The 26026-nt window shown below is 50.4% G+C and carries 23 protein-coding genes; 5 read left to right on the top strand and 18 right to left on the bottom strand.

Translation table 11 applies throughout. The features are described from left to right. Window positions 1-57 precede the first annotated feature (57 nt). The 7 genes from AWM70_RS03765 to AWM70_RS03740 form a co-directional block, all read right to left on the bottom strand. Complete coding sequence (locus tag AWM70_RS03765; protein WP_068694410.1) at window positions 58-795, bottom strand: glycerophosphodiester phosphodiesterase; 738 nt, start codon at window positions 793-795, stop codon at window positions 58-60. Window positions 796-991: 196 nt separating this feature from the next. Continuing rightward, window positions 992-2410 (bottom strand): group II intron reverse transcriptase/maturase, encoded by a 1419-nt coding sequence (ltrA, locus tag AWM70_RS03760; protein ID WP_068693838.1) that lies wholly within the window; start codon window positions 2408-2410, stop codon window positions 992-994. Window positions 2411-2872: 462 nt separating this feature from the next. After that, the gene (locus tag AWM70_RS24170; RefSeq protein WP_335582144.1) at window positions 2873-3451 is read right to left on the bottom strand and encodes an SDR family NAD(P)-dependent oxidoreductase; all 579 of its coding nucleotides are present in this window, start codon (window positions 3449-3451) and stop codon (window positions 2873-2875) included. Continuing rightward, window positions 3448-3876: an SDR family NAD(P)-dependent oxidoreductase gene (locus tag AWM70_RS24165; RefSeq protein WP_335582143.1), complete on the bottom strand. Its 429-nt coding sequence runs from the start codon at window positions 3874-3876 to the stop codon at window positions 3448-3450. The genes AWM70_RS24170 and AWM70_RS24165 overlap by 4 nt, the downstream gene beginning before the upstream one ends. Further along, a complete protein-coding gene (locus AWM70_RS03750) occupies window positions 3863-4276 on the bottom strand; it encodes a MerR family transcriptional regulator (RefSeq protein ID WP_068694409.1) in 414 nt (137 codons plus the stop codon). Before AWM70_RS03750 ends, AWM70_RS24165 begins: the two co-directional genes overlap by 14 nt. A 157-nt stretch (window positions 4277-4433) precedes the next feature. Then, complete coding sequence (locus AWM70_RS03745) at window positions 4434-4817, bottom strand: GIY-YIG nuclease family protein (protein WP_083180116.1); 384 nt, start codon at window positions 4815-4817, stop codon at window positions 4434-4436. Between the two features lie 37 nt (window positions 4818-4854). Next, a complete protein-coding gene (locus AWM70_RS03740) occupies window positions 4855-5334 on the bottom strand; it encodes a DUF6530 family protein (protein ID WP_068694408.1) in 480 nt (159 codons plus the stop codon). A 285-nt stretch (window positions 5335-5619) separates the two neighbouring features. Here AWM70_RS03740 and AWM70_RS03735 point away from each other — a divergent pair, with 285 nt between their 5' ends. Then, the gene (locus tag AWM70_RS03735; protein WP_068694407.1) at window positions 5620-6588 is read left to right on the top strand and encodes a nucleoside hydrolase; all 969 of its coding nucleotides are present in this window, start codon (window positions 5620-5622) and stop codon (window positions 6586-6588) included. 106 nt (window positions 6589-6694) lie between these two features. On the opposite strand, the gene AWM70_RS03730 is transcribed toward AWM70_RS03735, so the two are convergent. Then, the gene (locus AWM70_RS03730) at window positions 6695-7885 is read right to left on the bottom strand and encodes an alanyl-tRNA editing protein (protein WP_068694406.1); all 1191 of its coding nucleotides are present in this window, start codon (window positions 7883-7885) and stop codon (window positions 6695-6697) included. A 116-nt stretch (window positions 7886-8001) separates the two neighbouring features. Then, window positions 8002-8673: an O-methyltransferase gene (locus AWM70_RS03725; RefSeq protein ID WP_068694405.1), complete on the bottom strand. Its 672-nt coding sequence runs from the start codon at window positions 8671-8673 to the stop codon at window positions 8002-8004. A gap of 122 nt (window positions 8674-8795) precedes the next feature. Between AWM70_RS03725 and AWM70_RS03720 the strand changes: the two genes are divergently transcribed. Continuing rightward, window positions 8796-9701 carry a LysR family transcriptional regulator gene (locus tag AWM70_RS03720; RefSeq protein ID WP_068694404.1) on the top strand — a complete coding sequence of 302 codons (906 nt, stop codon included), beginning with the start codon at window positions 8796-8798 and terminating at the stop codon, window positions 9699-9701. Between the two features lie 124 nt (window positions 9702-9825). Here AWM70_RS03720 and AWM70_RS03715 read toward each other — a convergent pair whose 3' ends face one another. From AWM70_RS03715 to AWM70_RS03700, 4 genes are all read right to left on the bottom strand, one after another. Further along, window positions 9826-11244, bottom strand: a complete 1419-nt coding sequence (locus AWM70_RS03715; RefSeq protein ID WP_068694403.1) for an ABC transporter substrate-binding protein — start codon at window positions 11242-11244, stop codon at window positions 9826-9828. Between the two features lie 85 nt (window positions 11245-11329). After that, window positions 11330-12154, bottom strand: a complete 825-nt coding sequence (locus AWM70_RS03710) for a carbohydrate ABC transporter permease (RefSeq protein WP_068694402.1) — start codon at window positions 12152-12154, stop codon at window positions 11330-11332. Further along, window positions 12151-13113: a carbohydrate ABC transporter permease gene (locus AWM70_RS03705; protein WP_068694401.1), complete on the bottom strand. Its 963-nt coding sequence runs from the start codon at window positions 13111-13113 to the stop codon at window positions 12151-12153. The genes AWM70_RS03710 and AWM70_RS03705 overlap by 4 nt, the downstream gene beginning before the upstream one ends. A gap of 330 nt (window positions 13114-13443) precedes the next feature. Then, window positions 13444-14841 carry an MFS transporter gene (locus AWM70_RS03700; protein ID WP_068694400.1) on the bottom strand — a complete coding sequence of 466 codons (1398 nt, stop codon included), beginning with the start codon at window positions 14839-14841 and terminating at the stop codon, window positions 13444-13446. 222 nt (window positions 14842-15063) lie between these two features. Here AWM70_RS03700 and AWM70_RS03695 point away from each other — a divergent pair, with 222 nt between their 5' ends. Next, window positions 15064-15381 (top strand): ArsR/SmtB family transcription factor, encoded by a 318-nt coding sequence (locus tag AWM70_RS03695; protein ID WP_068694399.1) that lies wholly within the window; start codon window positions 15064-15066, stop codon window positions 15379-15381. 138 nt (window positions 15382-15519) lie between these two features. On the opposite strand, the gene AWM70_RS03690 is transcribed toward AWM70_RS03695, so the two are convergent. The 3 genes from AWM70_RS03690 to AWM70_RS03680 form a co-directional block, all read right to left on the bottom strand. Continuing rightward, window positions 15520-16665 (bottom strand): stalk domain-containing protein, encoded by a 1146-nt coding sequence (locus tag AWM70_RS03690; RefSeq protein WP_068694398.1) that lies wholly within the window; start codon window positions 16663-16665, stop codon window positions 15520-15522. A 107-nt stretch (window positions 16666-16772) separates the two neighbouring features. Next, on the bottom strand, window positions 16773-17741 hold the full coding sequence (locus AWM70_RS03685) for a M15 family metallopeptidase (protein WP_068694397.1): 969 nt from the start codon (window positions 17739-17741) through the stop codon (window positions 16773-16775). 245 nt (window positions 17742-17986) lie between these two features. After that, window positions 17987-18673 (bottom strand): TetR/AcrR family transcriptional regulator, encoded by a 687-nt coding sequence (locus tag AWM70_RS03680; protein WP_237167822.1) that lies wholly within the window; start codon window positions 18671-18673, stop codon window positions 17987-17989. An 84-nt stretch (window positions 18674-18757) separates the two neighbouring features. Here AWM70_RS03680 and AWM70_RS03675 point away from each other — a divergent pair, with 84 nt between their 5' ends. Continuing rightward, window positions 18758-19648, top strand: coding sequence for a ketopantoate reductase family protein (locus tag AWM70_RS03675; RefSeq protein WP_068694395.1), 891 nt, complete (start codon window positions 18758-18760; stop codon window positions 19646-19648). 133 nt (window positions 19649-19781) lie between these two features. On the opposite strand, the gene AWM70_RS03670 is transcribed toward AWM70_RS03675, so the two are convergent. Further along, on the bottom strand, window positions 19782-22160 hold the full coding sequence (locus AWM70_RS03670) for a GH36-type glycosyl hydrolase domain-containing protein (RefSeq protein ID WP_068694394.1): 2379 nt from the start codon (window positions 22158-22160) through the stop codon (window positions 19782-19784). 322 nt (window positions 22161-22482) lie between these two features. Between AWM70_RS03670 and AWM70_RS03665 the strand changes: the two genes are divergently transcribed. Beyond that, window positions 22483-23646: an acyl-CoA dehydrogenase family protein gene (locus AWM70_RS03665; protein WP_068694393.1), complete on the top strand. Its 1164-nt coding sequence runs from the start codon at window positions 22483-22485 to the stop codon at window positions 23644-23646. A gap of 113 nt (window positions 23647-23759) precedes the next feature. Here AWM70_RS03665 and AWM70_RS03660 read toward each other — a convergent pair whose 3' ends face one another. After that, entirely contained in the window at window positions 23760-25916 is a 2157-nt protein-coding gene (locus AWM70_RS03660; protein WP_068694392.1) for a 5'-nucleotidase C-terminal domain-containing protein, read from the bottom strand. Window positions 25917-26026 lie beyond the last annotated feature (110 nt).

Genomic DNA, 26026 nt, shown 5'->3' with positions numbered 1-26026 from the left:
CAAGGAGGGATTTTTTTCATTTAAAAGCGTGCCCCTGACCATTTTCCTAACGTGACTTTACTTGTTCTTCACCTGCAGCAGGCTGCCGAGCTTGTCGGGATAATCGGTGATGATGGCCGCAACGCCGGCTTCTAGCAGCCGCTTCATGTCCTCTTCCTTATTAACGGTAAAAGGATGGTAAGCGATGTTCTGTTCCGCCGAAGCCGCCACCCATTCAGGCAGCACGGCAAAGTAGTGAGGATGCAGCGCATCCGCCCCCAAACCGGCCGCATATTTCCAAGGCTCATATAAACCTTCCATGTATAACACGCCTGTCCGGATTTCCGGTGCCAGCTGTTTGCATTTCACCAGCGAATAATGATTAAAGCTGGAAATAATGATCCGGTCGCTTAATCCGAGTTCGCGGACTTCCTGGATAACGGCTTCTTCCAGCCCCGGATATTGCACGATCCCGTTCTTCAGTTCAATATTGACCTGGACAGAGGTCGGCAGCACCAATTCCAGCAGCTCGCGAAGCGTTGGCACCCGTTCTCCGGCAAAAGATGGGTCATACCAGGAGCCTGCGTCCAAAGTGCGGAGCTCTTCCAAGGTCACGTCTTTGACCCGCTTCGGCGAACCGGCGGTTCTTTGCAGCCCTTCGTCATGAATAAGCACCAGATGACCGTCAGCCGTCATTTGCACATCAGTTTCGATGCCGTTTGCGCCAAGCTCAATAGCACGCTTAAACGCTGCCATCGTATTTTCCGGACAATAGCCGGATGCTCCCCTGTGGGCAATATTTAAAAAGTTGTTCACCAGATTACCTCCATGTTTACGAATGAGTACAAACTATTTTATCGCCTCAAAATTTAGAGAAATCATGACTTATGTAAAATGTTATCGCTATTCCTTTAATATTATGAGGAAATCAAATCGGGTAGGAGGCTACCCATTAATTGGGCAGCCGACCTCCCACACCACCGTACGTACCGTTCGGTATACGGCGGTTCCATTAGGAATGCGCAGTAACTTGTCGATAATAATCAGAAAAGAAAAGGAATCCGAGGTTCTTCAGCCTATTGTTACCGAGGGACTTCGAGAGGATTGGGCTATTGGAGATTCTCCAATAGCCCTTTCTTGTGTTTGCGTATTCCCACGCCTTCTGTTCATGAATTCCGAGCGATATAAGCCTTTCGAGTTTCGTCCTCACTCGTTTCCATTGCTTCCAGAAGACCATTCGGATACGCCTTCTCATCCATTTATCAGTGGTTTGGAGTAGTTGTTTCATGTCAGCAAGCTTGAAATAATTTACCCATCCCATGATGTAACGCCTAAGCTTCAGCGCCCGGTCGGTGTTGCCCATTCCGTTGCTTCTCGACGTTAGCTCTTTCACTTTAGCTTTCATCTTGGATACGGATTTGGGATGGATTCTGACCCGCGTTTCCCCTTTGCTCTGGTAGAATGAGAAGCCAAGAAATTTAACTTTTGTCGCATCGTCCACAATCGTTTTCTCCCGGTTTACCTTGAGAAACAACTTCTTCTCGATGTAAGGGAGAATTTTCGTCAGGGTACGCTCCGCACTCCTCCTGCTCCGGCAGAATATGAGCATATCGTCTGCGTATCGCACGAATCGATGTCCTCTTGCTTCCAGTTCCTTGTCCAATTCATTCAGCATGATATTGCTGAGAATCGGACTTAGGTTCCCTCCCTGCGGTACGCCGATTTCCGTGTCCTCAAACTTATGCTTCACGACGACTCCCGCCCGGAGATACTTATGGATGAGCGAGATCACTCGTCCGTCTTTGATCGTTCTTGAAAGCACCTCGATAAGCTTGCTTTGGTTGACGGTGTCAAAGTATTTCTCCAAGTCCATATCCACCACGTAACGATATCCCTCTTGCACGTATTGTTGGCTTCGTTTCATCGCGTGGTGTGCGCTCCGTTTGGGTCGGAATCCGTAGCTGTTGTCTGAAAACTGCCTCTCATAAATTGGCGTAAGCACTTGGGCGATTGCCTGCTGGATGACTCGGTCAACCACTGTTGGGATGCCAAGGTTTCTCTTCTTTCCGTTCTCTTTGGGAATCTCTACCCTTCGAACGGGATTCGGGCGGTACTTGCCGCCCAAGATCAGTTGCTTGATGGTCTCGCCGTTGTCTCTGAGATATTGTAGAAGTTCATCTACTCCCATCCCGTCGATTCCGTGCGATCCCTTGTTCGCTTTGACTCTCTTGAATGCTTCGTTCAAGTTGTCCCTGCTAACGATTTTCTCAAGCAACCGGTCCTTCGACTCGGTTGCGTTGGTGTCGTCGGTTTCGGTTATCCTCGCAGGACTGTGCACTCCCGCATATCCTTCGTGTTCCGCACTATTCTTTTGCAAAGAGTCTTCCGTTAGAAGTTGGCTGCCCTTGGCTCCTGTTTCGGTAACTTTCATTGACTTCACCTCCTAAGGTTCAGCCCTTCCCTCGAACCGTCGACTGTTCGCGGTACTATGGCGTCTGCTGACTTCTCATGATAAATCTTGTTTCAACCGTGATTCGAAGTGCATCTCCTCACGTCCATGAGACCTCCCACGGTAAGACGATTCACTTTCCTTCCATATACCCACATCATTTACATTGGTACGTCCGTGTAGTTAATTGGACTTCGTCTTGTTTAGCAGACTCATCCCGTATCCTATGCCTGATGATGTTCGTGTTCCTTGGGCCGGAAGTTTGCCTCCAGCTTCCTTTGGATTCCACCTCGCGGTGGACACCCTTGCTCTTGGCTAGTGGTTGGTAACTACAAACCCCCACAGTGGACTTTCACCACCTAGTTAATCGCCATGCGTGGCACACTAAGAAAAAGCATCCCCGATTAACGGAGACGCCTTTTCTGTAATCCTGCTTGCACCGGGTTAGTTTGTTTCAAAATTTACGCCCGTCAACTGCTCGCTGACGTTCCATAACTGGGCAGAGGCTTCCGGGTCAACCGCCCAGGAACAGACGCCGGACATATTCGGCTCGCCTTCTTTCCCGGGTTCAACCTGGCGGGCGATATCCACGTTTTCGCAATAAACGCCGCCCTTTCCGTCCAGCATCGGACTCACTGCGCACCAGACGATGGTCGCCGCGCCTTCGGGAACCGTTTTCCGCTCATTGTCATAAGCAGCGTATCCACGTTCGCCTTGCCCGTTAACTGCCCCCATCGCCATCAGCTCATCGTCAGAAAGATGACGGGCCAGATCCGTAAGGATGCTGCCTGGATGCACCGAAAAGGCCCGCACCCCTTCCTTTTGGCCCCTGCGGTCCAGCTCTACCGCAAACAACGCGTTAGCCGTTTTGGCCTGCCCGTAAGCCGCCCACTTGCTGTAAGGTTTATTTTTAAAGAACAAATCGTCGAAATCTACGCCTCCAAGCCGGTGTCCTTTGGAGGATACGGACACCACTCTGGCGCCGCCGGCAGCTTTAAGCGCGGGCCACAGCCGGGCCGTCAATTGGAAGTGCCCAGGTGGTTCACGGCAAATTGCTGCTCATACCCGCGGCTGTCATAAGCCTCCTCCGAAGCCATGACCCCTGCGCTGTTGACCAAAATATGCAATGGCCGTCCGGAGCGGACAAACCGCTCGGCAAAAGCGTCGATAGAAGCCGGATCCATCAGATCCAGCATTTCCAGCTCCACCCCGGGAATCGAAGCCAGGGCGGCCTTGGCTTTCTCAGGCGTACGCGCCGGCACGATCACCTTGGCTCCTACAGCGGCCAATACCCGCGTGGTTTCAAGCCCCAGTCCGGAATAACCGCCCGTGACGATGGCGACCTTCCCTTCTAGATTGACCTTCCCAACCGCTTCCGCCGCCGTTGTGCGCGGTCCGAAACCGGTATTCAGCGGCTCCTGAGGTGTAATCGTGTCATTTGTCTTCATGTTGATCTGCTCCTTTCGATAACTTGCCGTCTTTCACTTCCTGGAAATGCTCCAGCTTGTACTTCAGCAAATCCAGCGTGGCTTTCCATTCCTCAATTTCCGATTCAACGGTCTGCCGGTGCTCGTCCAGCAGGGCGTAGCATTTTTCCTCATTCTGTACGTTATAAGCTTCAATATATTCCTGAATCTTCTTAAGCGGCATGCGCGTGTTTCTGAGATGAGTGACGAATACGATTTTGCTTAAGTCCGCTGGACTATACTTGCGCTGCCCGCTATACCCACGTTCCGGCGGAAGAATCAGCCCGATTTTCTCGTAATACCTGAGCGTATCCGGCGAAAGACCGGTCTGTTCGGCAATTTCGGCAATGGTGTAGGACCGGTTATGATCAAACCCGTACACTTGGCGACCTCCCCTGCTATGGCTCGAAATTCGGTTAACACGATCATCATACCCGTTGGAGTGAACTCCAAGTCAAACCCATAAATTTACAAATCAATTCCTTTTATAAAAAAAATCGCCCCCTCTTATTCAGAGCAGAACGATTTTATCTTTTCCCTTATTTGGGGCGTTTATTGTATCCCTGATCCCCGAACGGCTGGAGTTTCTCGATCCACATTTCCAGCAGCGCTTCGAGCTCTCCTTTGTATTTCTCCAATCCGGCGGCATCGGCAAAATCTTCTTCCGGCTTGATCTCATCCAGCTCTTCGAACACAAAACTTGCTCCCCCGTACCGGTTCCAGTCCTGCTGCAGCGCACCCATGCTGTTTACGTTGTTCTGCTGGGTAAAGGCCAGACGATTGCGGGCGCCGTCCAGATCCATCGCGGAAGCGACTAATCTTTTTCCATTCACTGTATTCCGGATTTGATAAATGCCCATTCTGCGAAACGTCTGGGTGTACTGTGATGCCAATTCCTTCTTGCGCTGTTTGTCCAAAGACACGAATTACCCCTCCCCTGTTATTAAAAAGTCCCTTCGATTAATATCCCATTTCCTTTAAAATTCGCGACAGCGTCCGCAGGCGTTCTCCGATCAGCTCGCTGTCATCGCTAAGCGCCTGGCTGAACAGTTTGATGTCTTCCTTGATTTTGTCGTTGTCCGTAGCCACCGCAACCGTCATGGCGTCCCCCTGCAGGCCCACGCGGTCAATAACCGGATTCTCCGGATCATACAAATCTTCATACCGGTACGCTTCACGAAAATGGGCCATGCTGCTCGTCACCAAAATCGCCAGGTCAAGCACCCGGTGGAGCGGCAGCTCCTCGGACTGTCTTGACCACTTCTCCCCGGTGTACCGCCAGACCTTGGCGGAAATATCCACCTTGCCGCGGTCATTCCATTGGGCCAAACCCAGGGACAGGCCTTTGGCGTCCGTTTCTCCGGCGTATCTGCCGTCCACATTTTCATAATTCTCGGAAACAATAACCGGCTTATGTTTAAGACTGGTAGGAATTTTCATGTAAAGGCCACCTTCGATTTATTTGCTGTCACCAGGTTAGGGACTTTCTCGTTTATTCATTTACTAATTAACTAAATTACTAATTTACTAAATCCATGATTTCATTTTATCCATACCCGCCATCCCCTGTCAAGCCGCGCCGCTCAAAACAGACCGCTACTTACTCAAATAAGTTTTATTAAGCTTTTTCCGCTCACGTCTTGTCCTCTTCTGTCGTATCCCTGATAATAGGACGGGGGTCTTTCCCCTAACATCTTATTTTTCGTTTATATTTGGAGGAAATATATGAATAAGCAACGTATGATTCTGGATGCGGACACCGGCATCGACGACGCGATCGCGCTTCTTTATGCCCTGCTTTCGCCTGAAATCCAAGTCGAGGGCATCACAACCTGCTTCGGCAATATCGATGTCGAGCAAGCCACGGACAACACGTTAAGATTATTAAAATTAGCCGGCTTGGAAAATGACATTCCCGTCGCCAAAGGGGCCGCTCATCCGCTAGTCCGAACCGACGTCCGGTTCTCCGAGCATGTGCACGGCCACAACGGCATCGGCGGCGCCGAGCTGCCCGCATCCAACCAGCAGGTGATCCGCCAGTCGGCAGCCGAATACATCGTTGAGATGGCTCATAAATATCCCGGCGAAATTACGCTGGTTACGCTGGCCCGCATGACCAACCTGGCTTTGGCTCTGGAGCTTGATCCCGGCATTGCCGGCATGTTCAAGCAGGTTGTCGTTATGGGCGGCAGCGTCCTGGTGCCCGGCAACGTATCTCCGGTAGCTGAAGCCAATTTCGCCGGGGACGCCGAAGCGGCGGCGGCTGTTTTTCAATCCGGCATGCCTCTGACCATCGTCGGGCTTGACGTCACCCTCCAGACGCTGCTGACCCGGCATCAGCTGGGATACCTGCTGGAGCATGCCCCGGCTGCTAAGCAGCCGATGGTGGCTTTCCTCCGCGATTCACTCGAGCATTATTTCCGGTTCTACCAGGAGGCCAACCACTTGATCGGCGCCTGCCCGATGCATGATTTGCTCGCCGTTTTGGTCGCCGAGAATCCAAGCCTGGTTACAACTCAAAATCTGCACGCTTTTATTGCAACGGAAGGTGAGCAGGTGGCCGGCATGGTCGTCACCGACCGGAGAGCCAAACCGCATGTCGGGCGGCCTGTCGATTTCTGCCTTGGTGTTGACGGAGAACGCGCCATCAGCCGGATGATGGCTTTATTCCTGAGCGAATATCCGGTTGCCTGATTAGAGTCGGGTTTCTGCTCATAAGCTGGTTTCTGCACATAAAAAAAGAGGGTGTTCCCAGGTTACTTGGGGGACACCCTCTTTCCTTTATGCTCGAACTGCCAGGTTATTGGTCTAAAGGTTTCAGTGCGACTGCATTTACAGCAAATTGATAAAAACGCTCCGCCTCTTCCCGGCTGCCGAATCCGGCTTGAGCCATCTTGTCGCTTCCGCCGCCTTTGCCGTGATATTCGGCCAGGTGGGCTTTAAAGAACGCGCCGCAGGAGAGTTCCCCTTTCCCGCCGTACGCAAGCAACACCTTGTTGTCGATGCCGGTCAGGAACAGGACAGGAAGACCGCTGTCCGCCGCCAGCTTGACGGCCAGGTTCTGGGCGTCCTTAAGCGTTTTTTCTTCAAAAACCTGCCCGATTACCCCCTCGTTAGCCCCCGTTAGCAGCTCCTTGGACACGTATTGGTCATTCTGCTCCTTTAGTACCGCGAGCTCCGATTTCAGTGTCTGCTGTTCCTGCTCCCATTTGGCAAAGCGGTCCAGGATCTCCTCTTTGCCGGTATTAAATTTGGCGGCCAGCGCGTTTAGAATAACCAGATTATCGTTAAATTCCTTAAGCGCCCGGCTCCCGCATTTGAAGTATATCCGGGTATGTCCCTTCTGCTTCTCGGCTTTAAGCAGCTTGATCATACCGATGGCTCCGGTCGAAGAAACATGGGTCCCGCCGCAGGCATTATATTCAATGCCGTCGATTTCCACGATTCGGATGTTGTTCATGACCTTTGGCTGTTTGACGAGCGGCAGCGAAGCCGCTTCCTCCCGGCTGACGAAATAAGCGGTAATTTTCCGGTCCTCATAAATGTGCCGGTTAACCTCCTGCTCCAGCGCATCCAGCTGCGAAGGGCTCAATTCCGGAGCCTCCACGTCGATGGTGGCATAATCGGTCCCCATGTGAAAACTTAATGTCGCCGCTCCATGCAGGCTCAAACAGACGGCGGAAAGCAAATGCTGTCCGCTGTGCTGCTGCATATGGTCAAACCGCCGCTCCCCATCTAGGACACATCGAACCTCGGTTTCCTCCAGAAAACTTTCAACCCGGTGCCAGATGGTTTCCTTGTCGTCCGCCTGCACTTCAAGCACCTGAATCCCGTTAATCCTGCCGGTATCCGACGGCTGTCCCCCGCCCTCCGGATAAAAAGCCGTCTCCTCCAGCTGGACATAATAACCGCCATCACGCTCCTGCCTGTCCGTAACCGTTGTTGTCCATTCCCGTAATCCGGCATCGCCGTAATAAAGCCTAGTCGTCATAGATGGTTGTCCTTTCCCTTGCGCGTTCCTGTTTGCTGATTTTCCTCTATTGTAGCTTAAGTCAGAACGATATGATAATCCTTATTCAAATATTTACGGGTCTGGTTGTTATAAGCTTATCCGTTCACAATCCCCATCATAAACCCGTCATAACCTTTGATCCCAACCGTTTGCAGGGCGGTTGCGGTGACGCGGGGTTCTTTAGCCAGCATGTCGAAAAAGTTCTGCACCCCTCTTACCCGCGGATCTTCGCTGTTTGGATTCAAGATCTCCCCGCCGCGCACCACATTGTCCCCGACAATAACTGTTCCAGGGTGCGAAAATTTCAAGGCCCACTCCAGATACCCCGGATTGTTTGGTTTGTCGGCATCGATAAAGATAAAATCAAAATCGCCGGCCCGCTCCTGTTCCATTTTCGCAAGCTCATCAAGCGCCGCTCCTACCCGGATTGTCACCTTGTCGCTTACGCCTGCCAGCTCCAGATTCTGCTGGGCTACCTCTGCATGATGAGGATCATATTCCAGCGTGACCAGCTCGCCGTCTTCCGGAAGAGCTCGGGCCATCCAAACCGTGCTGTAGCCTCCCAGCGTGCCGATCTCCAGAATCCGTTGTGCCCCCTGCATCCGCACGAGCAGCTGCAGCAGCTGTCCCTGATTAGGCGCGACGTCGATTTCAGGGAGTCCGGCTTCTCTGTTGTTTTGCCAAACCCGCTTCAGCACTTCATCTTCAGCGACCAAACGATCCGCCATGTAACCATCTACTTGCGTCCACAATTTCTGCCATCCCATTGTCATCCGCTCCTTGTTTTTGTTGTTCTTTACACGTATAGTGTATGGGAATACAAACAATAAATATAATATATCTTTTATTCTTAATCATATATATAAGTTATGAAAGGGGATTGTCCATTTTGAATCTGCATGCCTTGCGTCTGTTCCATGTCATTGCTTCATCAGGCAGCGTAACCCGGGCTTCGGAGCAGCTGAATATCAGCCAGCCGGCCATTACCGCGCAGGTGAAGAAATTCGAGAAGGAGCTCGGTCTAAACCTTCTGAAACCCCAGGGCAGGGGAATCGCGCTGACGGAAGCCGGTGAAAAATTAGCCGCCCATGCAACGCGCCTGTTTGCCGTTGAGCAGCAGATCGAACAGCTCGTGCTGGATTACCAGTCCGGCGCCAAAGGTGCCATCAGGCTTGCGGCTACCTATCTGCCCGCAAATTTTCTGCTTCCCGCATGGATTGCGGGTTTCAAACAAAAATACGAGCAGGTCGAAATGTCCATCACCACCACCAATTCGGCCGGTGCCATGAAGCTGCTGCTAAATATGGAGGCAGATATGGCGGTATTTGGAGGCGCAGCGGAAGAGTGGGAGGACAGCATTCAAATGGAGCAGCTGTTTGAAGACGAGCTGTGGTTTGTTGTCTCTCCGCTGCATCCTTATGCCGGCCGGAAGATCGGCTTGGAGGAGATGGTCAAGCAGCCTTTTGTCATGCGGGAAGAAGGAAGCTCCACCCGTGAGCGGTTATTCTCCCTGTGCCGTACCTATAATCTGCCGGCTCCCCGTGTGGCCCTGCAGTTTAACGGCCTGCACGAAGCCATTACCTCCGTCGTTGCCGGTTATGGGGCCAGCTTTGTTTCTTCGCTGGTGGTGCGCGATTACGTAGAGCGAGGCGCGTTATGCAGGGTGGACGTAGAGGGGATCCGGCTTCGGAACACCATCGGCGTATGTACCCGGAGGAAGGAACCCTTGTCGGCCGCAGCTGATCACTTCATCCAGATGATCCGGCAGAGTCCTTATGTGCAAACTCCGGTATAAGACATTAGAAAAATCCCCCGGCCTGTCCGCAAGGGAGGAACATTTCCTTCCTGCAGTCCGGGCCGAGGGATACGTCACAAGCTGTGCCTAATTTCTTGTTTGATCCTTCTTATTCCTCTCGAGCTTAATTCTGAACGGTTTTGTTGTATTGAGCAATTTTATCTGTAATTTGTTTAGCAGCCTCATCCAAAGCTGCTTTTGGTTCTTTCTGGCCGTTCAGTGCTGCTTCAATAGCGCCTTCCACGATTTGGCGGGCTTCCGGGAATACGCCCATTACCGCGCCCGAAGTAGCCGTGGATTCCGTAGAAGCATGCAGCTGATCAACAGCCGTTTGGAACTGCGGATATTTAGCCATGTTGTCCTTCAATACCTGTTGATCGTAAGCTGCTTTTGTGATCGGGAAGTAACCTGTATTTACGCTCCATTTCGCCTGAACTTCAGGGGTGGCCAAATATTTGATGAATTCCCATGTTGCTTTTTGTTCTTCTTCAGGTTTGTTGTTCATGATATACAAGCTGGCGCCGCCCACAACCACGCCGCCTTCTTTAGCGTCAGCAGGTCTAGGCAGGAAACCTGTGCCTACTTCGAACTTGCCGCCAACGGATTGTACGATGTTGCGCAGGGAAGCTGTGGAATCAAGCGTCATAGCGATTTGCCCTGCAGCAAACGCGGCGTCAGTATCGTCTGTTTTCCGTCCCAGGTTGGAGACGGCTTTCTCATCCAGCATCCGTTTCCACCATTCCAGCGTTTTTACGCCGGCGTCGGAATTAAGCAGTGATTCCGTAGCTGTGCTTTCACGGCCGTTGCCGTTGTTGACGTAGTCGGCATTTTGATTGGCGAAGAACTGCTCCATAAACCAGCCGTAAATCGCGATCGAGGCAGCTGGTTTGCCGTTTTTAGCCAAAGCCTTGGCCGCTTTCTCGAAATCCTCGTACGTCTTTGGCGGGTTCTCCGGATCAAGTCCGGCCGCTTTAAAGGCGTCTTTGTTGTAATACAGGATCGGGTTGGAAGTATTAAACGGCATCGCGTTCAACTTACCGTCAATAGTATAGTAACGGGTAATGTTGGGTTCCAGCTGGGACAGATCGTAGTTGTCTGCATCAATAAATTGTTGAACCGGCGTAATCAGTTTGGAATCGATCATGAATTTACTGCCGATTTCGTACACTTGCATCAGGTCGGGGCCACTGTTCGATCCGATCGAAGCTTTGAGTTTATTCAAGCTTTCGTCATAGCTGCCCTGGAATACGGCTTCAACCTGGATGTCCTGATGGCTTGCGTTGAAATCAGACACGATTTCATTAATCGCCTTCTCGTTGGTTCCCGACATGGAGTGCCACCATGTGAGTTTAACAGGGGCAGGGGCTGCCGTTGCAGCAGCTGCCGTACCGGAATTGTTGCTGGCCGTGCCATTATTGCCGCCGCCGTTGTTTGAGCTTGCGCCCGCATTGCCGCTGCCGGAATTGGAACCGCATCCTGCCAAGGCTACAGTCAAAGCCGTAGTCAGCAGAAGCAAACTTTTCTTGAAACGAAACCCCTTCATGCACAGATCTCTCCCTTAGTTATTGTATATTTGTTGGTTTATATGAAGCGGCAAAGACCGCTTGATACTTCTAGTTTGCTTGAGCTCAACCCTTGAGCGCTCCTGCCGCCATCCCGCGCACCAGCTGCTTCAGGCCAAAAACCAGCAGAATCAAGGAAGGCAGAATCGCCAGCGTAATGCCGGCAAAAACGAGGTTCCAGGAGGTGCTCTCCTGGAATTCGAGCATCGAAATGCCGATCTGGATGGTCCTCATCGGTTTGCTGTTCGTGATAAGCAGCGGCCACAGATAAGAGTTGTACATATTCAGGAAAGAATAAACGGCAAGTGTGCCAAGCGCCGGCCGGGACAAAGGCAGCATATGAAGCAGAAAATAGCGGAAATGTCCGCAGCCGTCCATGCGGGCCGCCTCAAACAGCTCTTTCGGAATTTGCAGGAAGAACTGCCGCAGCATAAAGGTGCCGAACGCTGTCGCCAGAAAAGGAAGGGTCAGGCCTTGATAAGTATCCAGCCAATCCAGACCACGAACCGTCAAATAGTTCGGAATCATCGTGACTTCCCAAGGGACCATCATGGTCGCAACAAACAAGCTGAACATCAATCCCTTGCCCTTGAATTCCATCTTGGCAAAAGCATAAGCCGCCAGACTGGAGGTTATGAGCTGGCCCACCATCACAATGCCGGATACGAGGAAGGTATTCCCGATAAACACCGCGATCGGCACGATATGGAATACTTCCTGCATATTCGCTAAATGAAAAGTATGCGGGAACAGGCTGGGCGGATAAGCACTGGCTTCAGCCTGCGACATGACAGACATAAAGAGGCTGTATACCACCGGATACAGCACCATGACGGCTGCCGCAAGGAGCAGCAGGTAGGACAAGGCTTGCGCGGCTGTAAACTTTCTCATTGATAGTGCACTTTCCTTTCCACCCATTTGAACTGGATTAAGGTCAGCAGCATGATGACCAGGAACAGCATGATCGCTTGCGCGCTGCCCGTTCCGAAGCGGAAGTTGATGAAGGATTCCTGGTAAATCGAATAAACGAACACGTTGGTGGCATTCACTGGTCCGCCCTGGGTCAAAATATTGATTTGACCAAAGGACTGGAACGCGCTGATGGTCGATACCACCAGCACAAAAAACAAAGTCGGCGAAAGCAGCGGCATTGTGATCCGGTAAAAAACTCGCAGCGGTCCCGCGCCGTCGATCTTGGCGCTTTCGTAAATTTCATCAGGCAGCCCCTGCATGCCGCTGGATAAAATGATGTAATTGAATCCCAAATTCATCCATATGGTCATAATGGAAATGGACAACAGCGCGAAGTGCGGATCGATCAGCCACTGAACTGGAGTCATGCCCACCTTCTCGAGCAGGTAATTCAGCATGCCGAGCGTGGGATGGAACAGAAACTTCCAGATGACGCTGGCGGAACCCACCGAAATGACCATCGGTAGCGAGAAGGCAAATTGAAAAAATCGTTTGCCCCGCAGCAGATGATGGGTCAGCGCCGACAAAATCAAGGCCAGCAGAATGCCGGTAGGAACCGTCAGCAAAGCAAACAAAGCCGTAATTTTTATTCCGCTGATAAATAAACCGGAGGAGAATAAATCCGCAAAATTCTCGAATCCGACAAAAGCGGCGATACGGCCGGTAGGGTCTGTGCTGTGTACACTGAGATAAACCGACTTAACCAGCGGATAGAACAGGAAAACGATAAATAAAATCAGGGATGGCGCTAGAAACGTATAGGCCAGGGCGTTTTCCTTAAACCTCAATTTCTTCAGCGACGCCGTTCGACTATAGGCAACCTCAGCCGCTGGTTTCCCTGCAATGGGTATGTTCAGCTGATTGTCCAGCTCGCTCATCACGAGGCCTCCTTTAACTTTCAAGAATGGGGTTAGGCGAAGCTTTGTCCTACTCACTATAAATCTCGTTTGTTAAGATAAAGTCACCGGATCTTTTGGTATATGTAAAAAATTATCTGGTTTGTAAACAAAGCTGGTAAGGGCAGTAACATAAAAAAACAGAAGTGGTTGCGGTATATATCTCCAACTACTTCTCAAAATCTTATTTATTTGTAAAAGAGAGCAGATTATCTTTTGATAATCTGCTCTCTTTAAAGCTAGTTTGAGGATTTGAGACGTCCGCTTCAGGGCCTTTGTATCAGGCGCTATTTTCCTATTTTCATAACAGGATTAATTTGGGACAGACCCTTTGTTAGATTCGGCAGCCAGGGAAGAGCTACGGCTGTAGAATAAGGAGCACAACACGCAGATAACCGCCAATAAGGCCATTCCCCAGAAGATATTCGTATAAACTACTTGAAGTACCCGTCCCTTTTGCCATTCCATAGCACTTGATGCCAGAGCGACACTGAAGGCACCACTGAAGAACTGCAAAAGCTGATACAAACCCATTCCCGCACCAACCTGCGGTCCCTGGAGAACCCTAGAAATCTGGTTCGAAACGCTGCTTGTCAGGGTAGAGAAACTCAAGCTAACCAGAATGTAGAAAAATAAAATAGACAGCCATGAATCCGCAGCAAACAACGCGAATAAAACTGTACCTGTTAACAGAACAAGCGGCATAAAACGGAGAAGAGACGAGTTACCATGACGATCGATAATAGAACCTACTTTACGAGAAGCAATAATCGCACACAGTGAACCCGGGAAAATAATAAACCCCGCATGACTAGCCGTAAAACCAAAGCGGTGCACCAGAACCTGAGGGATCAAGAACAAAATCCCAAAACTAACCATATAAGAAAATACACCGGTTAAAGCAAGGCTCAAGTATCGGCCGTTTCGAAACAAAGAGGGCTGGACGAACGGATGTGCGCTGGTGCGAATCCGAATAATAAACAAAATAATCCCAATAATACCCAGGAACAAAGCAATCAAATAATGATTGGTCAGGTAGAGCAGAACTCCGGATGTACCAATTGCTATAAAAATGGCACCCAGAGTGTCAAAAACTCCCTTCTTAGGGACTTCCCGCGGCATAAGTACATAGAAAAACGGAATAAGGAGCAAAACTAAGGCAATGACTGCAAATAAATAACGCCAGCCCAAGTAATCAACAATCATACCGCCAATTACCGGTCCAAGACCAAGTCCCAGTGAAACAGCCGACATAATAAAGGCCATAGCTTTGCCGCGCCGTTCAACAGGAATATAACGTGTAAATAACACCATTCCTAATGAAAGCACGGAGCCGGCGCCTATAGCTTGAATAATCCTCATGATCAGCAAGAAAATAAAACTGCTGCTAAATATGCCTGCCAAAGCTGACAGGCCTAATACGAGAAGACCAAATATCATCATTCTTCTCAGAGGAATAAAGTCAGAAAGCCGGCTGTAGGTGATTGCTGCGACCGCGAATACAATAGAATAGACCGTTACGATCAACGAAGCAACCGAAGGTGTTAATTCGAACTGTGACGAGATCTTTGGAATTGCAAGGTTGAACATGGTTGTGTTCATAATTTGCAGAACAACTGCAATACCAAGAAGTATCGTGAACAAACCTTCTTTCTTTATTCCTGAACTCGCTGATTGTTTTTTCCTCTTTGGCTTGAGGAGAAGTAACATCAATTGATGCTGACTTCATATGATTTCACCCACTCTTTTTGTTATATTTCGATAATTTACGAACAATTGAAATATAGCATGAGATCATTTAAAATGCAATTAGGTACTTCCAAATGATAAGCTTATATCAAAGTTAACGATATTTATCTTGTTTGGAATGAACTTCTAATTGGGCAGTCACGAAGCTCAGTGACACCGTAGAACACAAAAGGAGACTTTCGAATGAAGTTGCTGTTCCACCCAAAACGGAATGAAATAGAGCTTTCTTCAGTACTACAGGCTCTTAGCGATCCCATCAGATTAAATATTGTGGCCGAAATCCAACTGAATGGGGAGAAACCTTGTAGTTATTTTGAGGTTCCTATAGCGAAATCGACGATGTCTCATCACCTGAGAACGCTTCGCGAAGCAGGGGTGGTCTTCGTTCGCCGTCAAGGAACACAAAGGTTCATATCCATCAGGACTAAAGATTTGGAGGACAAATTCCCGGGGTTGCTTCATTCTATCCTCAACGCTTTTGAAGTCAGCAGCAAAAAATAAAAAAATCGTCATTTCCTAGCAATGAAACAAAGCGCTCCGGAATTAAAAACAGAGCCGGCTATCTTCGGATAACCTGCTCTGTTTCCTTATTTCTAAATTTTTTCTTCTTACCTTGCATTCAAATTGCTAATTACCAAATTACTTTCTCGGAAAATATCCAAGAAACACCTGGGTGTCCGGATTAAAAGCAAGCACCAGCGGCCCCAAGAGCGCATCCTGTTTCGTATTAAAAGATACGGTTACCACTTGGCTTCCCGCTGCCTGGAGGGTTTCCAGGTCTTTCTTCTGAGCCTCCGTTGTTGTCATGAGACTGACCTCTTTGGCCGCGATCCGTTCTACCTTGGCGTCCTTCTTGGCGGTTATGACCGTGGAGTTGCTGGCGATCTGCTTCCAGGCCAAGTCCTGGAAGGTTTTAACCTGATCCTCCGTTAATGCCCCGCTGTCATTCGAAGAGTTTCCGTCCAGCATCACCATGTAATAAAGCGGGCCTTCCGGCATTTTACTGTCCGTATCATTCGAACCGTAGTATACACGCACCTTTTGGCCGGCTTTAACGTCTTCCCAGCTTACAGGCTGCCCTTCGGCGGTCAGCACGCTTGTTTCTTTACCGGAGGTTACCGTCAGGGTCGCGATCAACGTACCGCCTTTGGCTTCCCCGAACTTAACGACCCAACCGTCGCTCGTATGCTGCACGTCTTGAATGACGTCCTCCCGGATGAGTGTTTGGGAACCCAACGTCAGGGAGGCGGCATGGGATTGTCCCGGATAAGACTTGGCCACGATCGGCCCGTATTCGGCCGTCACTTTCATGCCGGCTTTAAGGTCTTTCACGGCCGCCTTGCTGCCATCGCTGTTCTTGATAACCGTATCTCCGTCCACGTTGAGCAAGATCCAGCGGTCGTCTCCCTGGCCCAGCAGCTCCACTTGATAACGGCTGTCATCCATTTTGCCGATGCCGACAATAACGCCGGTATTGCGCAGATGCGTTTCCGGATCGACAGCAGGGATTCCTTCATCCTTTTTATCAATCGAGATCGACCGCTTGGAACCGCTGTAATTAAGGGTATACCCAAGCGCTTCCGCTTCGGCGCGGGCCGGCAGGTAGACCTGCCCGTTAATTACGACAGGTTTCATTGAGGTGGCCTGTCCGTCCACAGTAACCTTCATATCGCCTCTCAGCAAACCGGTTACTTTAGCAGTAAAACCTGAGGCGCCAGCAGCCGTTCCTGCTCCAAGCACGCCCAGTATAGTGGTGATCAAAATAACCTTGTTCTTATTGTTCATGTCCAGAGCTCCTTCCAGCCCTCCACGGGCTATCGCTGATGATTTCATCTGCTCAGACGTCAGCAGCTGGAAAAAGGTTGCAGGTTTGCTTCCAGCATCTTCCCCTGCTACATAGTCAAAGTTACGATATAACCGTTGCTATTGTCGCCCGAAACGGTGTAGCCGCGATTGTTCGGAATCTGAACCTTCTTCTGGGCGGCCGGAATATACAAGATTTCATAATCGGTTCCCTCAACATTCACCTTGATTTGCTGCTGCTCCTTTATGTAATCCAGATATTCCTCCAGGGTAAAATTCTTCTCCTGCATAACGGCGCTGTGCGGCAGGCCGACATAACGAAAATGCCATGGTTCGTATTTGATGCCCGTAATGGCAGTTTTATCTTCGGGATAACGTAAAATAAACCCGTATTTCCACGCATTTTTCTTCAGCCATTTCCCTTCAGGCGCCTTGCTCATTTGCTGCTCCGTGGAACCGATGTCCAGAGATTTGCCCGAATTATGCTCGCTGTACCCAGCCGGCAAAGCGGAATCGCTGCCCATCTGATTGTAAAGCTCATCTTGTTTGTCAAAATCCCTGTATCCGCTGCTGATGAGAAAATGATCGACCCCATCCTTTCGCGCGGCCTCCACCATCCGGGAAAATTGCTCCGTAACGCTGGCGGACAGCTCGATGCTGTTATCCAGCAGGCCGTACCCGTTCAGAAGTTCAGGATGCTTGGAGAGGCGGACGATATCGGGCATCACGCCGTCTTTATGGAGCTTGTGCTCCTGGTTCACCAGGATTAAATCCCCTTTATAAAGCTGTTTTTCGCTTAAAGTCAGGGCCTGCTTGCCTGCAGCTTCGCCGGACTCACCGGCAGTCGGCTGGTTTCCCGCTTGTTGAACTCCTGACGACCCGGCTCCGGCTCCCGCCTCGGTCCGGTATTCAGCCTGATCTGCCCTTGTCCCTTGATTGACTGATGGTGCCCCGGATACTCCCGAATGAATGAGACTCCCCGCATGCTGTTTCAGCAGCAGCACTCCTTTAAAACCTGCCAACAGCAGAATAATAATCAGAAATGCCCTTTTTTTCACGCAAAAAATCCCCCTTTTCCTAATGAACCCCAGCATACCTGAAAGTTCTTAAGAAAAGAGGGCAAATTGTTTAAGAAAATATTAAAATTGCTTCTTCATAACTCTAATTTCCTGGAAGCGGTAGGCAGCGGGCATGCTAGCAAATAAAGCTGCTCCAGGGATAGGCTTTGCAGTTCGCTGTGTGCTTTCAATTGGCCCCCGCTGTTCCTTGTAAATGATGTAAAAGGGCTCAATGAGTGTTACCCTCAAGGCGCTGCCGGCGAGCCGTTTGTATACTTACCGCAGCTGTCATACTGCTCTAAACCTTTCATCACATAGGGACGAACAAGGTTTATAAGCAAATCGGTGCGGGTGTTATCCTCAACATTTAACCACTGATGCGCAGCGCTATAGATCGTTGAGCCTATCATAGCCGAAATAATTTGAATTTGGTGGCGGTCGAAATTTTGCCCTTTCGATAAAATACCTTCTATTATTTGCTGCAGCAGCTTCTTTATCTTTTCATCTACCAGTGCAGCAATCGACTTTGAATCCATTCTGCATATCTGATAAAAGTCTACAATGTAGTGGTATGCCAGCAAGATCAACTGGTCACATATCTCAGCTGTAAACTCCCGAGCATTCATCACTTGTCCGGGAACCCTCTTATAAAAGAACTGTTCCGTGATTTCATCAAGCAAAGCATATTTATCTTCGTAATGGGCATAAAAAGTGCCGCGGTTAATAGTAGCTTTCTTGGCGATATCCTTTATGGTTATTGCCTCAAATTCTTCATTCCGCAACAATTCTCTGAATGCTTCCCTTATTAATTGTCGTGTGCGCAAAACCCTTGGATCCTGCAGATTTACCATACCTAGATCTCCTTCAAAACCATCAATTATCCCCATATGTTGGCTATACAACTTTCCTGGGAATCTGCCTGTTGAATTCATTAGCGTGCAGTAATATTATCTTACCAGACATATGTTGCTTAAACAATTTGTGATGGTTAATTTAAACTGAAAGGTAGGATAATAATGAATACAAAACAAATTAGACTCTTGATATTTGGGGCTGGTGTAATTGGAAGTACGTATGCTCTCCGATTTGCTCAGTACGGACTGGACGTAACCATGCTGGCGCGGGGAAAGAGGCTAAAAACACTGAAAAGGGACGGCCTGCGATATAACGATAATGGAAGCCTAAAGCAAATATCGATTCGAACGATAGAAAAGCTTGAGAATGACGACATTTATGATTTTATTTTTGTTCCCGTACGATACGATCAGGCCGAAGCTGCACTAACTATGCTTAAGGATAACCAGAGCAAATCCATAGTCACCTTGACCAACACCATTGGATATGATGGGTGGCTTGAAATCGTGGGGGACCGGCTGCTTCCGGGATTCCCTGGTGCGGGTGGAGATCTTAAAGAAGATGTTTTATATGCCCAATTCGGTTCCGAAAAACATCAAGGTACCATTTTCGGAGAAATCAATGGACGGACTACTGATAGAGTGAATAGGCTAGCACGAATCCTTGAATCAGCGGATTTGCATTACGAAATTCAAAGAGACATTCAGGCCTTCCATATTTCACATGCGGCATTGGCTATCGTCAACAAACATTTTTATACGAATGACGGAATGATGGATGTAGAGGCAGCAAGAAGTGTAAGCACGTTAAGCAAGATCGCCGCAGATATTAAACAAAACCTTAACTTGGTACAGCATGCCGGATTTCAAGTAATCCCGCCCGAAACGAAAGCCATGAGGGACATGTCCGAAGAAGACATTATTTCCCGTTACCACCAGATGCTGAGCAATGATTTTATTGTTGATGTAAAGCTTGGACACCATGCGGTCAGCCAAAAAGCAGAACTAATGTTACTAGAGGAGATGTTTCATAAAAAGATATCAATAAGGTGATTTCAGAGTCCTTACGGTTTTAACTTTTCCGGAAAAATAACTAAATAAAACAGCGGTAGTCTAGGACTTTATTTTCTCGTCCAATACTACCGCTGTTATTATTAAGGTTCAGACTCACATTATTCTTTTAACTTTATGCCGGCAGCTTCACCAGCACCTTATACTGGGCGCCCGGCTTAAGGCCTCTGGCTATGCCGTCTTCCGCCAAAACCCCATCCAGGTATACTTCCGGCGCTCCAACGCCCGCTTCACGTTTCATTTCAATCTGCAGCTCCGCCCCTCTGAAGGTCCGTTTCACCGAAGCCTCCTGCCAGTCGGACGGCAGCTGCGGTTTGATCTGCAGCCCTTCCTTCGTGCCCTGCACACCAAACAGTCCGTCTACGAGACAGCGATATACCCAAGGCACCGTGCCTGTATTAAACAGATGGCTGGACCGGCCGGCCGTCTTCGGGAACTGACGGTAAGCGCCGCGGTAATAGTTCGGGATGAAGACAGGCAGCTGGCCACGGCGGACAATATCTTCACGGTCCGGTCCCGGCAGCATTTTCCGCAGCAGCCGGTAAGCGTTGTCCCGTTCTCCGACCGCATACAGCCCATAGATATAAAAGGCAGCGGCATGGTTATAAACCGCGCCGTTCTCCGCGCTGCCCGGATGTTTCTGCGTAACCCGGCCGACGTCTTCGCGCATGGCCGTATAGGACGGCGCCAGCTTTTCCACCCCGTAAGGCGTCTCCAGCTGCTCTTCCACTGCGCGCAGCAGCTTCTCCCGTTTGAGCTCATCCGCAGCACCGCTCAGCAATGCCCAGCCCTGCGGGTTGATGAAGATCCGCCCTTCCTTGTCGGTGCTGACGCCGAATACAACGCCATCGTCCGTAATGCCTCGGGCATACCAGTCTCCGTCCCACAGATGCTCGTTGACGATCGCATTGGTTACCTCAGCGGCCCGGCGGTAGGCTTCCGCTTCCTCCGCATGCCCGCTGCGCCCGCAAATGTCCGACCAGACCAGGAAGGCATAAGCCGTCGCAATCGTCAGCCAGCCAGACACGCCTTTTCCTTTATAGCCAACCATGTTCATCGGGTCGCACCAGTCGCCTTGATTGATGAAGTTAAGGCCCCGCTCATCGCGGTCCCGGAGCAGCCACTGCATCGCACGGTTGATATGGTCAAGTACGGTGACAGCTTCGCTGCTGTCCGCGAACGGAACTTTTTCCTCCAGAATCGAATCATCGCCGGTTTCGTCCAGATAAGTGCTGAGACAGATCGGCAGCCAGACGCAGTGATCCGTATGCGGCACCTGGTTGATATATTTAAGTTCGGCATCCTCATGCAAAATAATGCCATCCGGCATTGCTCCGCTTGCTTCCTGCTGGCTCAGCGCCGTAAGGAAAGCCGCCCGGGCCATTTCCGGTTTAATATAGCTCATGCCCATGTTATCCTGCAGGTAATTTCGGGTCTGCGGGTCCGTTGTCAGCCGGTTCGTAATGCCGTGGTAATATAGCTGTCTTGGCAGCCAGTGGTTGACGAAATTATCCAGATCGGCGTCCGGTGTATGAATTTCAAGCGCTCCCTTGCCTTCCCGAATATACGCGCCGTATTCGCGTTCGGCCTGTACAAATCCGGCTTCTCCCCGGTTATTCTTCTCTGTAAAATATTTGCGCCGAACCTCCGCAATCTCCGCTTCGTCGTGCGCCGGACCAAACACAAAGCGGAACTCGCGTTCCTCGCCCGGCGCCAGCTGAAGTCTGTACTGCAGCACCGCTGCAGGCGTTTCGTAACGCGCTTCTCCTCCAGCCAGCCGTTCTGCCCGGAGAGCGGACGGCATCATAATGCCGCCTTCGCCTTCAAACTCCTCCTGGTTCGCTTCCCAGGCATCCGGCTGATGTTCGGCAAGCAGAAAGGTTTTATCGCTGAAATGTTTGATTTTATCGTAATCCTGATATTTCTGGTAAGGCGTAACGGAAGAAGCGACAATCGCCTGAAGCTCCTCCCTGTATTCGCCGGACTGATTCATCCAGGACATATAGCCGATCGTAAAATAAGGATACAAACTCAGCTTGCGCTCTGTTTGAGACAGGTTCTTGACCTTGATCTTCCATAACTCCAAGGTGTCCTCTTTCGGCAGCCCCAAAGTCATTTCAACTTGAATATTCCCGCTTTGCACCTGCCAGCGTATGTCCTGCTTGCCAACCGAAAAAACATAATCGTCCGGCAGAACGCGCACCGGCTCATAAGGCGCGGAGAAGATCCGGCCGTCCTCCTCGTCCTTCACATATACAAAACGGCCCGGATGATGGGCGTAATAAGGCTGCTCCGGCTGCATAAACGTCTTGGCCTCCAGATTCGGCGCATGCGAATATTTGGCCGGCTCCGGCTGCATAAACTGGGCCACCGCATAACCCCGGCAGTTCATGTGAATCATCATGTTCTCATTCCACAGAAACCCCGAAGCTTTCGGCAGTAATGTCGGGCTTGTTAATTCATAACGTTCCTGGTCATCACTTGGTCTGATCATGTCTCTTGCACTCCTCATCCTTAAGTTTCTATCTTCTCCCGGGCAAGAGATGAACTCTGCCAAGCGGGAACGGCAGCCGTTCTCCGGATGTTCTTGTTAGCGCTTTCTGAAAGGGGTTCCGGGATGACTTCTAATAGATCATATCGTATATAAATCAGGATTGCACTTGCCAGGAAACCCGAGAAAACCGAGAAAGAAGCATCTTGAATACAAGTATACGATTAAAATCGGCCGAAAACGGATGAAATCGGCGGATCTGACTTCTCCTTTTAACCTCATTTGCCTTATAGTTATAATTGCATAGGGAAGGAGTTGGTTTACTATGAATAAGGATCATCGTTTTATTAATCAATATATACGCAGCGAACAGGAGCTGGCCCAGGTGGACATGGTTTCGGAGCTTGCGGCTCTCTTTGCCGGTCGAGCGGCCAAACAGGATCGGGAGGGGTCCTTTCCTTTCGAGAACTTTGCCGACCTGAAGGAAGCCGGCTACTTGAAGCTGACCATTCCCAAGGCATACGGAGGGGATGAAATTTCCCTCTATGAAATGGTAATGCTTCAAGAGCGGCTGGCATACGGAGACGGCTCTACGGCTCTTGCTGTCGGCTGGCATCTGGGCCAGGTGCTTCATCTGCGGACCAGCCGAAAGTGGCCGGAAGAGCTGTTTGCAGCCTTCTGCCGCTCCTCCGTGGAGCATGGCACGATGATTAACTCCTTTGCGAGCGAAGCAGCTACCGGCAGTCCCAGCCGGGGGGGCAAACCGGAGACAACGGCCGTTCCGGCTGAAGGCGGCTGGCTCATTACCGGACGCAAAACCTTCAGCACCTTGTCGCCGATTCTCGACCGTTTTGTTGTGACTGCTTATATCCCCGATGAAGACGCCATGTCCGAGTTTCTCGTAGAACGTACGGACAAAGTTGAAATTGTGGAGACCTGGGATACGCTGGGCATGCGCGGCACAGGCAGTCATGACGTAGTATTGAATGGCGCATTCGCACCGGCAGCAAATCGGATCACCAGCAAAGGTGCAGACGATGGCGGCGGCTGGCTCCTGCATATCCCTGCTTGTTATATGGGGATTGCTTTAGCGGCCAGGGACTATGCGCTGAATTTCGCCAGAACGTATCAGCCAAACAACTTAAACGAACCTATCCGCTCTCTCCCGTCCGTACAGCATCAAATCGGTCAGATGGAGAGCGAGCTGCGGACCGCCCGTTCCCTGCTGTACGCTACCGCGGACCGCTGGGATAAAGAGCCCGCGAGCCGGACTGAACTGAAACCGGATTTGGGTTTGGCCAAATATATCGTGACCAACCATGCCATCAAGGTCGTCGACCTGGCTATGCGGATTGTTGGCGGCACCAGCTTGTCCCGGAATCTGCCTTTGGAGCGATATTACCGGGATGTGCGGGCAGGTCTGCATAACCCGCCTATGGAGAATACGATCATCCAAACCTTGGCCGCTGCGGCATTAAACGAAGAATAAACGAAGAAATAAATAAACAACCGAAATACCCCCTGGCTCCCCATAAGGATTTACGTCCTCGGATAGCCAGGGGGTATTCTGATCACTTAATCCTTTAATAGGGTTCTCAGCATTTATTTTACGGCATTTGCCAGCATAAGCACTACATCTCTGCGTGTTACTGCAGCTTTAGCTGGTGCAGCGGAAGCATCCGCGCCGGAAGCTGCAGCAATAATGTTCGCTGCTTCTGCTGCCGTTACTTTCTGGTTAGCTGCAAACGTATTGCCCTTGAATGCGTCCAGCAGACCGGCTGCTTTCAAGGCAGCAACCGCTGGCTCAGCCCATGCCGGAATGCTGGCTGCATCGGAATAGGCCGGTTTGACCTCCGAAGCCTTCACCTGGAACGCCCGGCTGACCATAACCGCCAATTCGGCCCGGGTCACCTGCTGGTCCGGACGGAAGGTTCCGTCGCCATATCCTTGCACCAATCCGGCTGCAGCTGCAGCCTCAATAGCTGCTTTGGCGCTGTCGTCAGCCAGGTCGGTGAAGACAGGAGCGTTAGCGCCGCTGCCCTCCGAACCGGTCACGCCGCCTGCTTCTGCCGGAAGGGCTGCGCCTTTCAAATCCGTAATACGGCCTTCCGTGGATTGTTTTACCGTTCCTATCGTCTCCAAATACTCGCGGAACACTTCATAATCCACCAGATTCAGTTCGTAATAACGTCCGTCGTTTTTTGCCGCCTTCATGGAGCGGTAGAAGTCCCCGCCATCCGCCATATAAGAGTTGGTCGCTACAATATAATAAGCGTCGGGATCAATATCCGTATAAGTGCCGTCGCTGTTTTGAATTTGAACCTTCACCATGCGGCTGCCGGCTTGTTTGAGCTCGCCCGTAACATCGTCCAGCACTTCTGGCTGCTTGGTCGAATCATAGAAGAAACGCATTCCGGAAACCTGTGGGAAACGTCCCTCACCGTTTTCAACGCCGCTTACCCCATTCTCTAAAGCTGCCGTAATTTCTTTGCCGGTCATCTTCACGGCACTGAGGTTATTGCCGAACGGCATCATGGTCAGCAGATCGCCCAGCGTAATATCGCCCGCTCCGATGGAGGCGCGGATTCCACCGCCGTTTTGAATCGTGACATATCCTTTAACATCCGGTTCATGGACGATACTCATGACTTTAGCACGCATGCCATCAGCCATCAAGTCGCCCAGATTGGTTTCTTCTTTGCGTACGCTGCCGCGTTCGCCGTTAAGATCGGTTTCCGCCTTTCCAATGATAGTCTTCTTCAGTTCATCCAGCGGTTTGGCAAATTCCGCAAGTTTTGTTTCGGATTCGGCATCACTCTTAATCACATAATTCCCTGCTGCATCTTTCGCATCCAGTGCAATCAGTTTATCTTTCCAAGCCGTCAGGACGCCGTTCTCATCAAACGTCACATCAAGCTGGCCCAAATTGTTGTCATATTCGCCGGTTTGCACAATCAGCGTCGGTTCGGTGTCCGCATGATGCACTTCCGCATCGTTTAACTGGGTATGAGAGTGGCCGCCCACGATGATGTCAATGCCTTTGACGGCTTCAGCCAGCTGCTGGTCAACCGTATACCCCAAGTGGGTCAAAGCGATGATTTTGTTAATTCCCGCTTGCTCCAGCGCATCTACCTGCTTTTGGGCGCTTTCCACTTCATCCTGGAATTTGATGTTAGGTCCAGGAGAAGCAAGCACGGCAGATTCAGGAGTTGTTAGACCGATAATGCCGATTTGTTGACCATTAATCTCTTTAATAATAGCCGGATAAATTTGTCCGTCTTCACCTGGTTGCCCCAGGGTTTGATGAAAGCTGCCGTTTAAAGCCGGTTCAGTGGAGAAGTCCACGTTGGCGCTGACGAACGGGAATTTCGCCTGCTCCACAAATTCGGCCAGGGTGGCAGGACCTTTGTCGAATTCGTGGTTGCCAAATGTCATGGCGTCGTACCCAAGCTTGTTCATGAAATACAGGTCGGCCAGGCCGTTATATTGGTTGAAATACAAGGTCCCGGAGAATACATCCCCCGCATCGAGCAGAAGCGTATTGTCGGTTCTGGCCTCGTTAATAGCGGTCACCCTGCGGGCGATATTATCGAGATGGGCGTGCGTATCGTTGGTATGCAGGATCCGGAATTCAAAGCCATTCGCTGAACCTGCGTCTCCATCCGCCGAAGCGGCTCCTACAGTGAAGCCTGGCAGCAAACCGAGAGCTATGACCGCCGCGGCAACTGCTTTGCCTAAAGGTTTCTTTCCAAAATTCATGAACCAAACTCCTCCTCTTCCCTCTTCTGATTTGAGATTTGCTGTAAAGCATAATCTATGAAAGCCGGCTGAAAACCGGTTCCATTAGTATAACAAAAAATTGTTCAGGC

The organism is Paenibacillus yonginensis, assembly GCF_001685395.1.
GTDB lineage: Bacteria > Bacillota > Bacilli > Paenibacillales > Paenibacillaceae > Fontibacillus > Fontibacillus yonginensis.
Note: the sequence above shows the minus strand (reverse complement) of the source record. Positions and strands in the feature narration are given on the sequence as shown.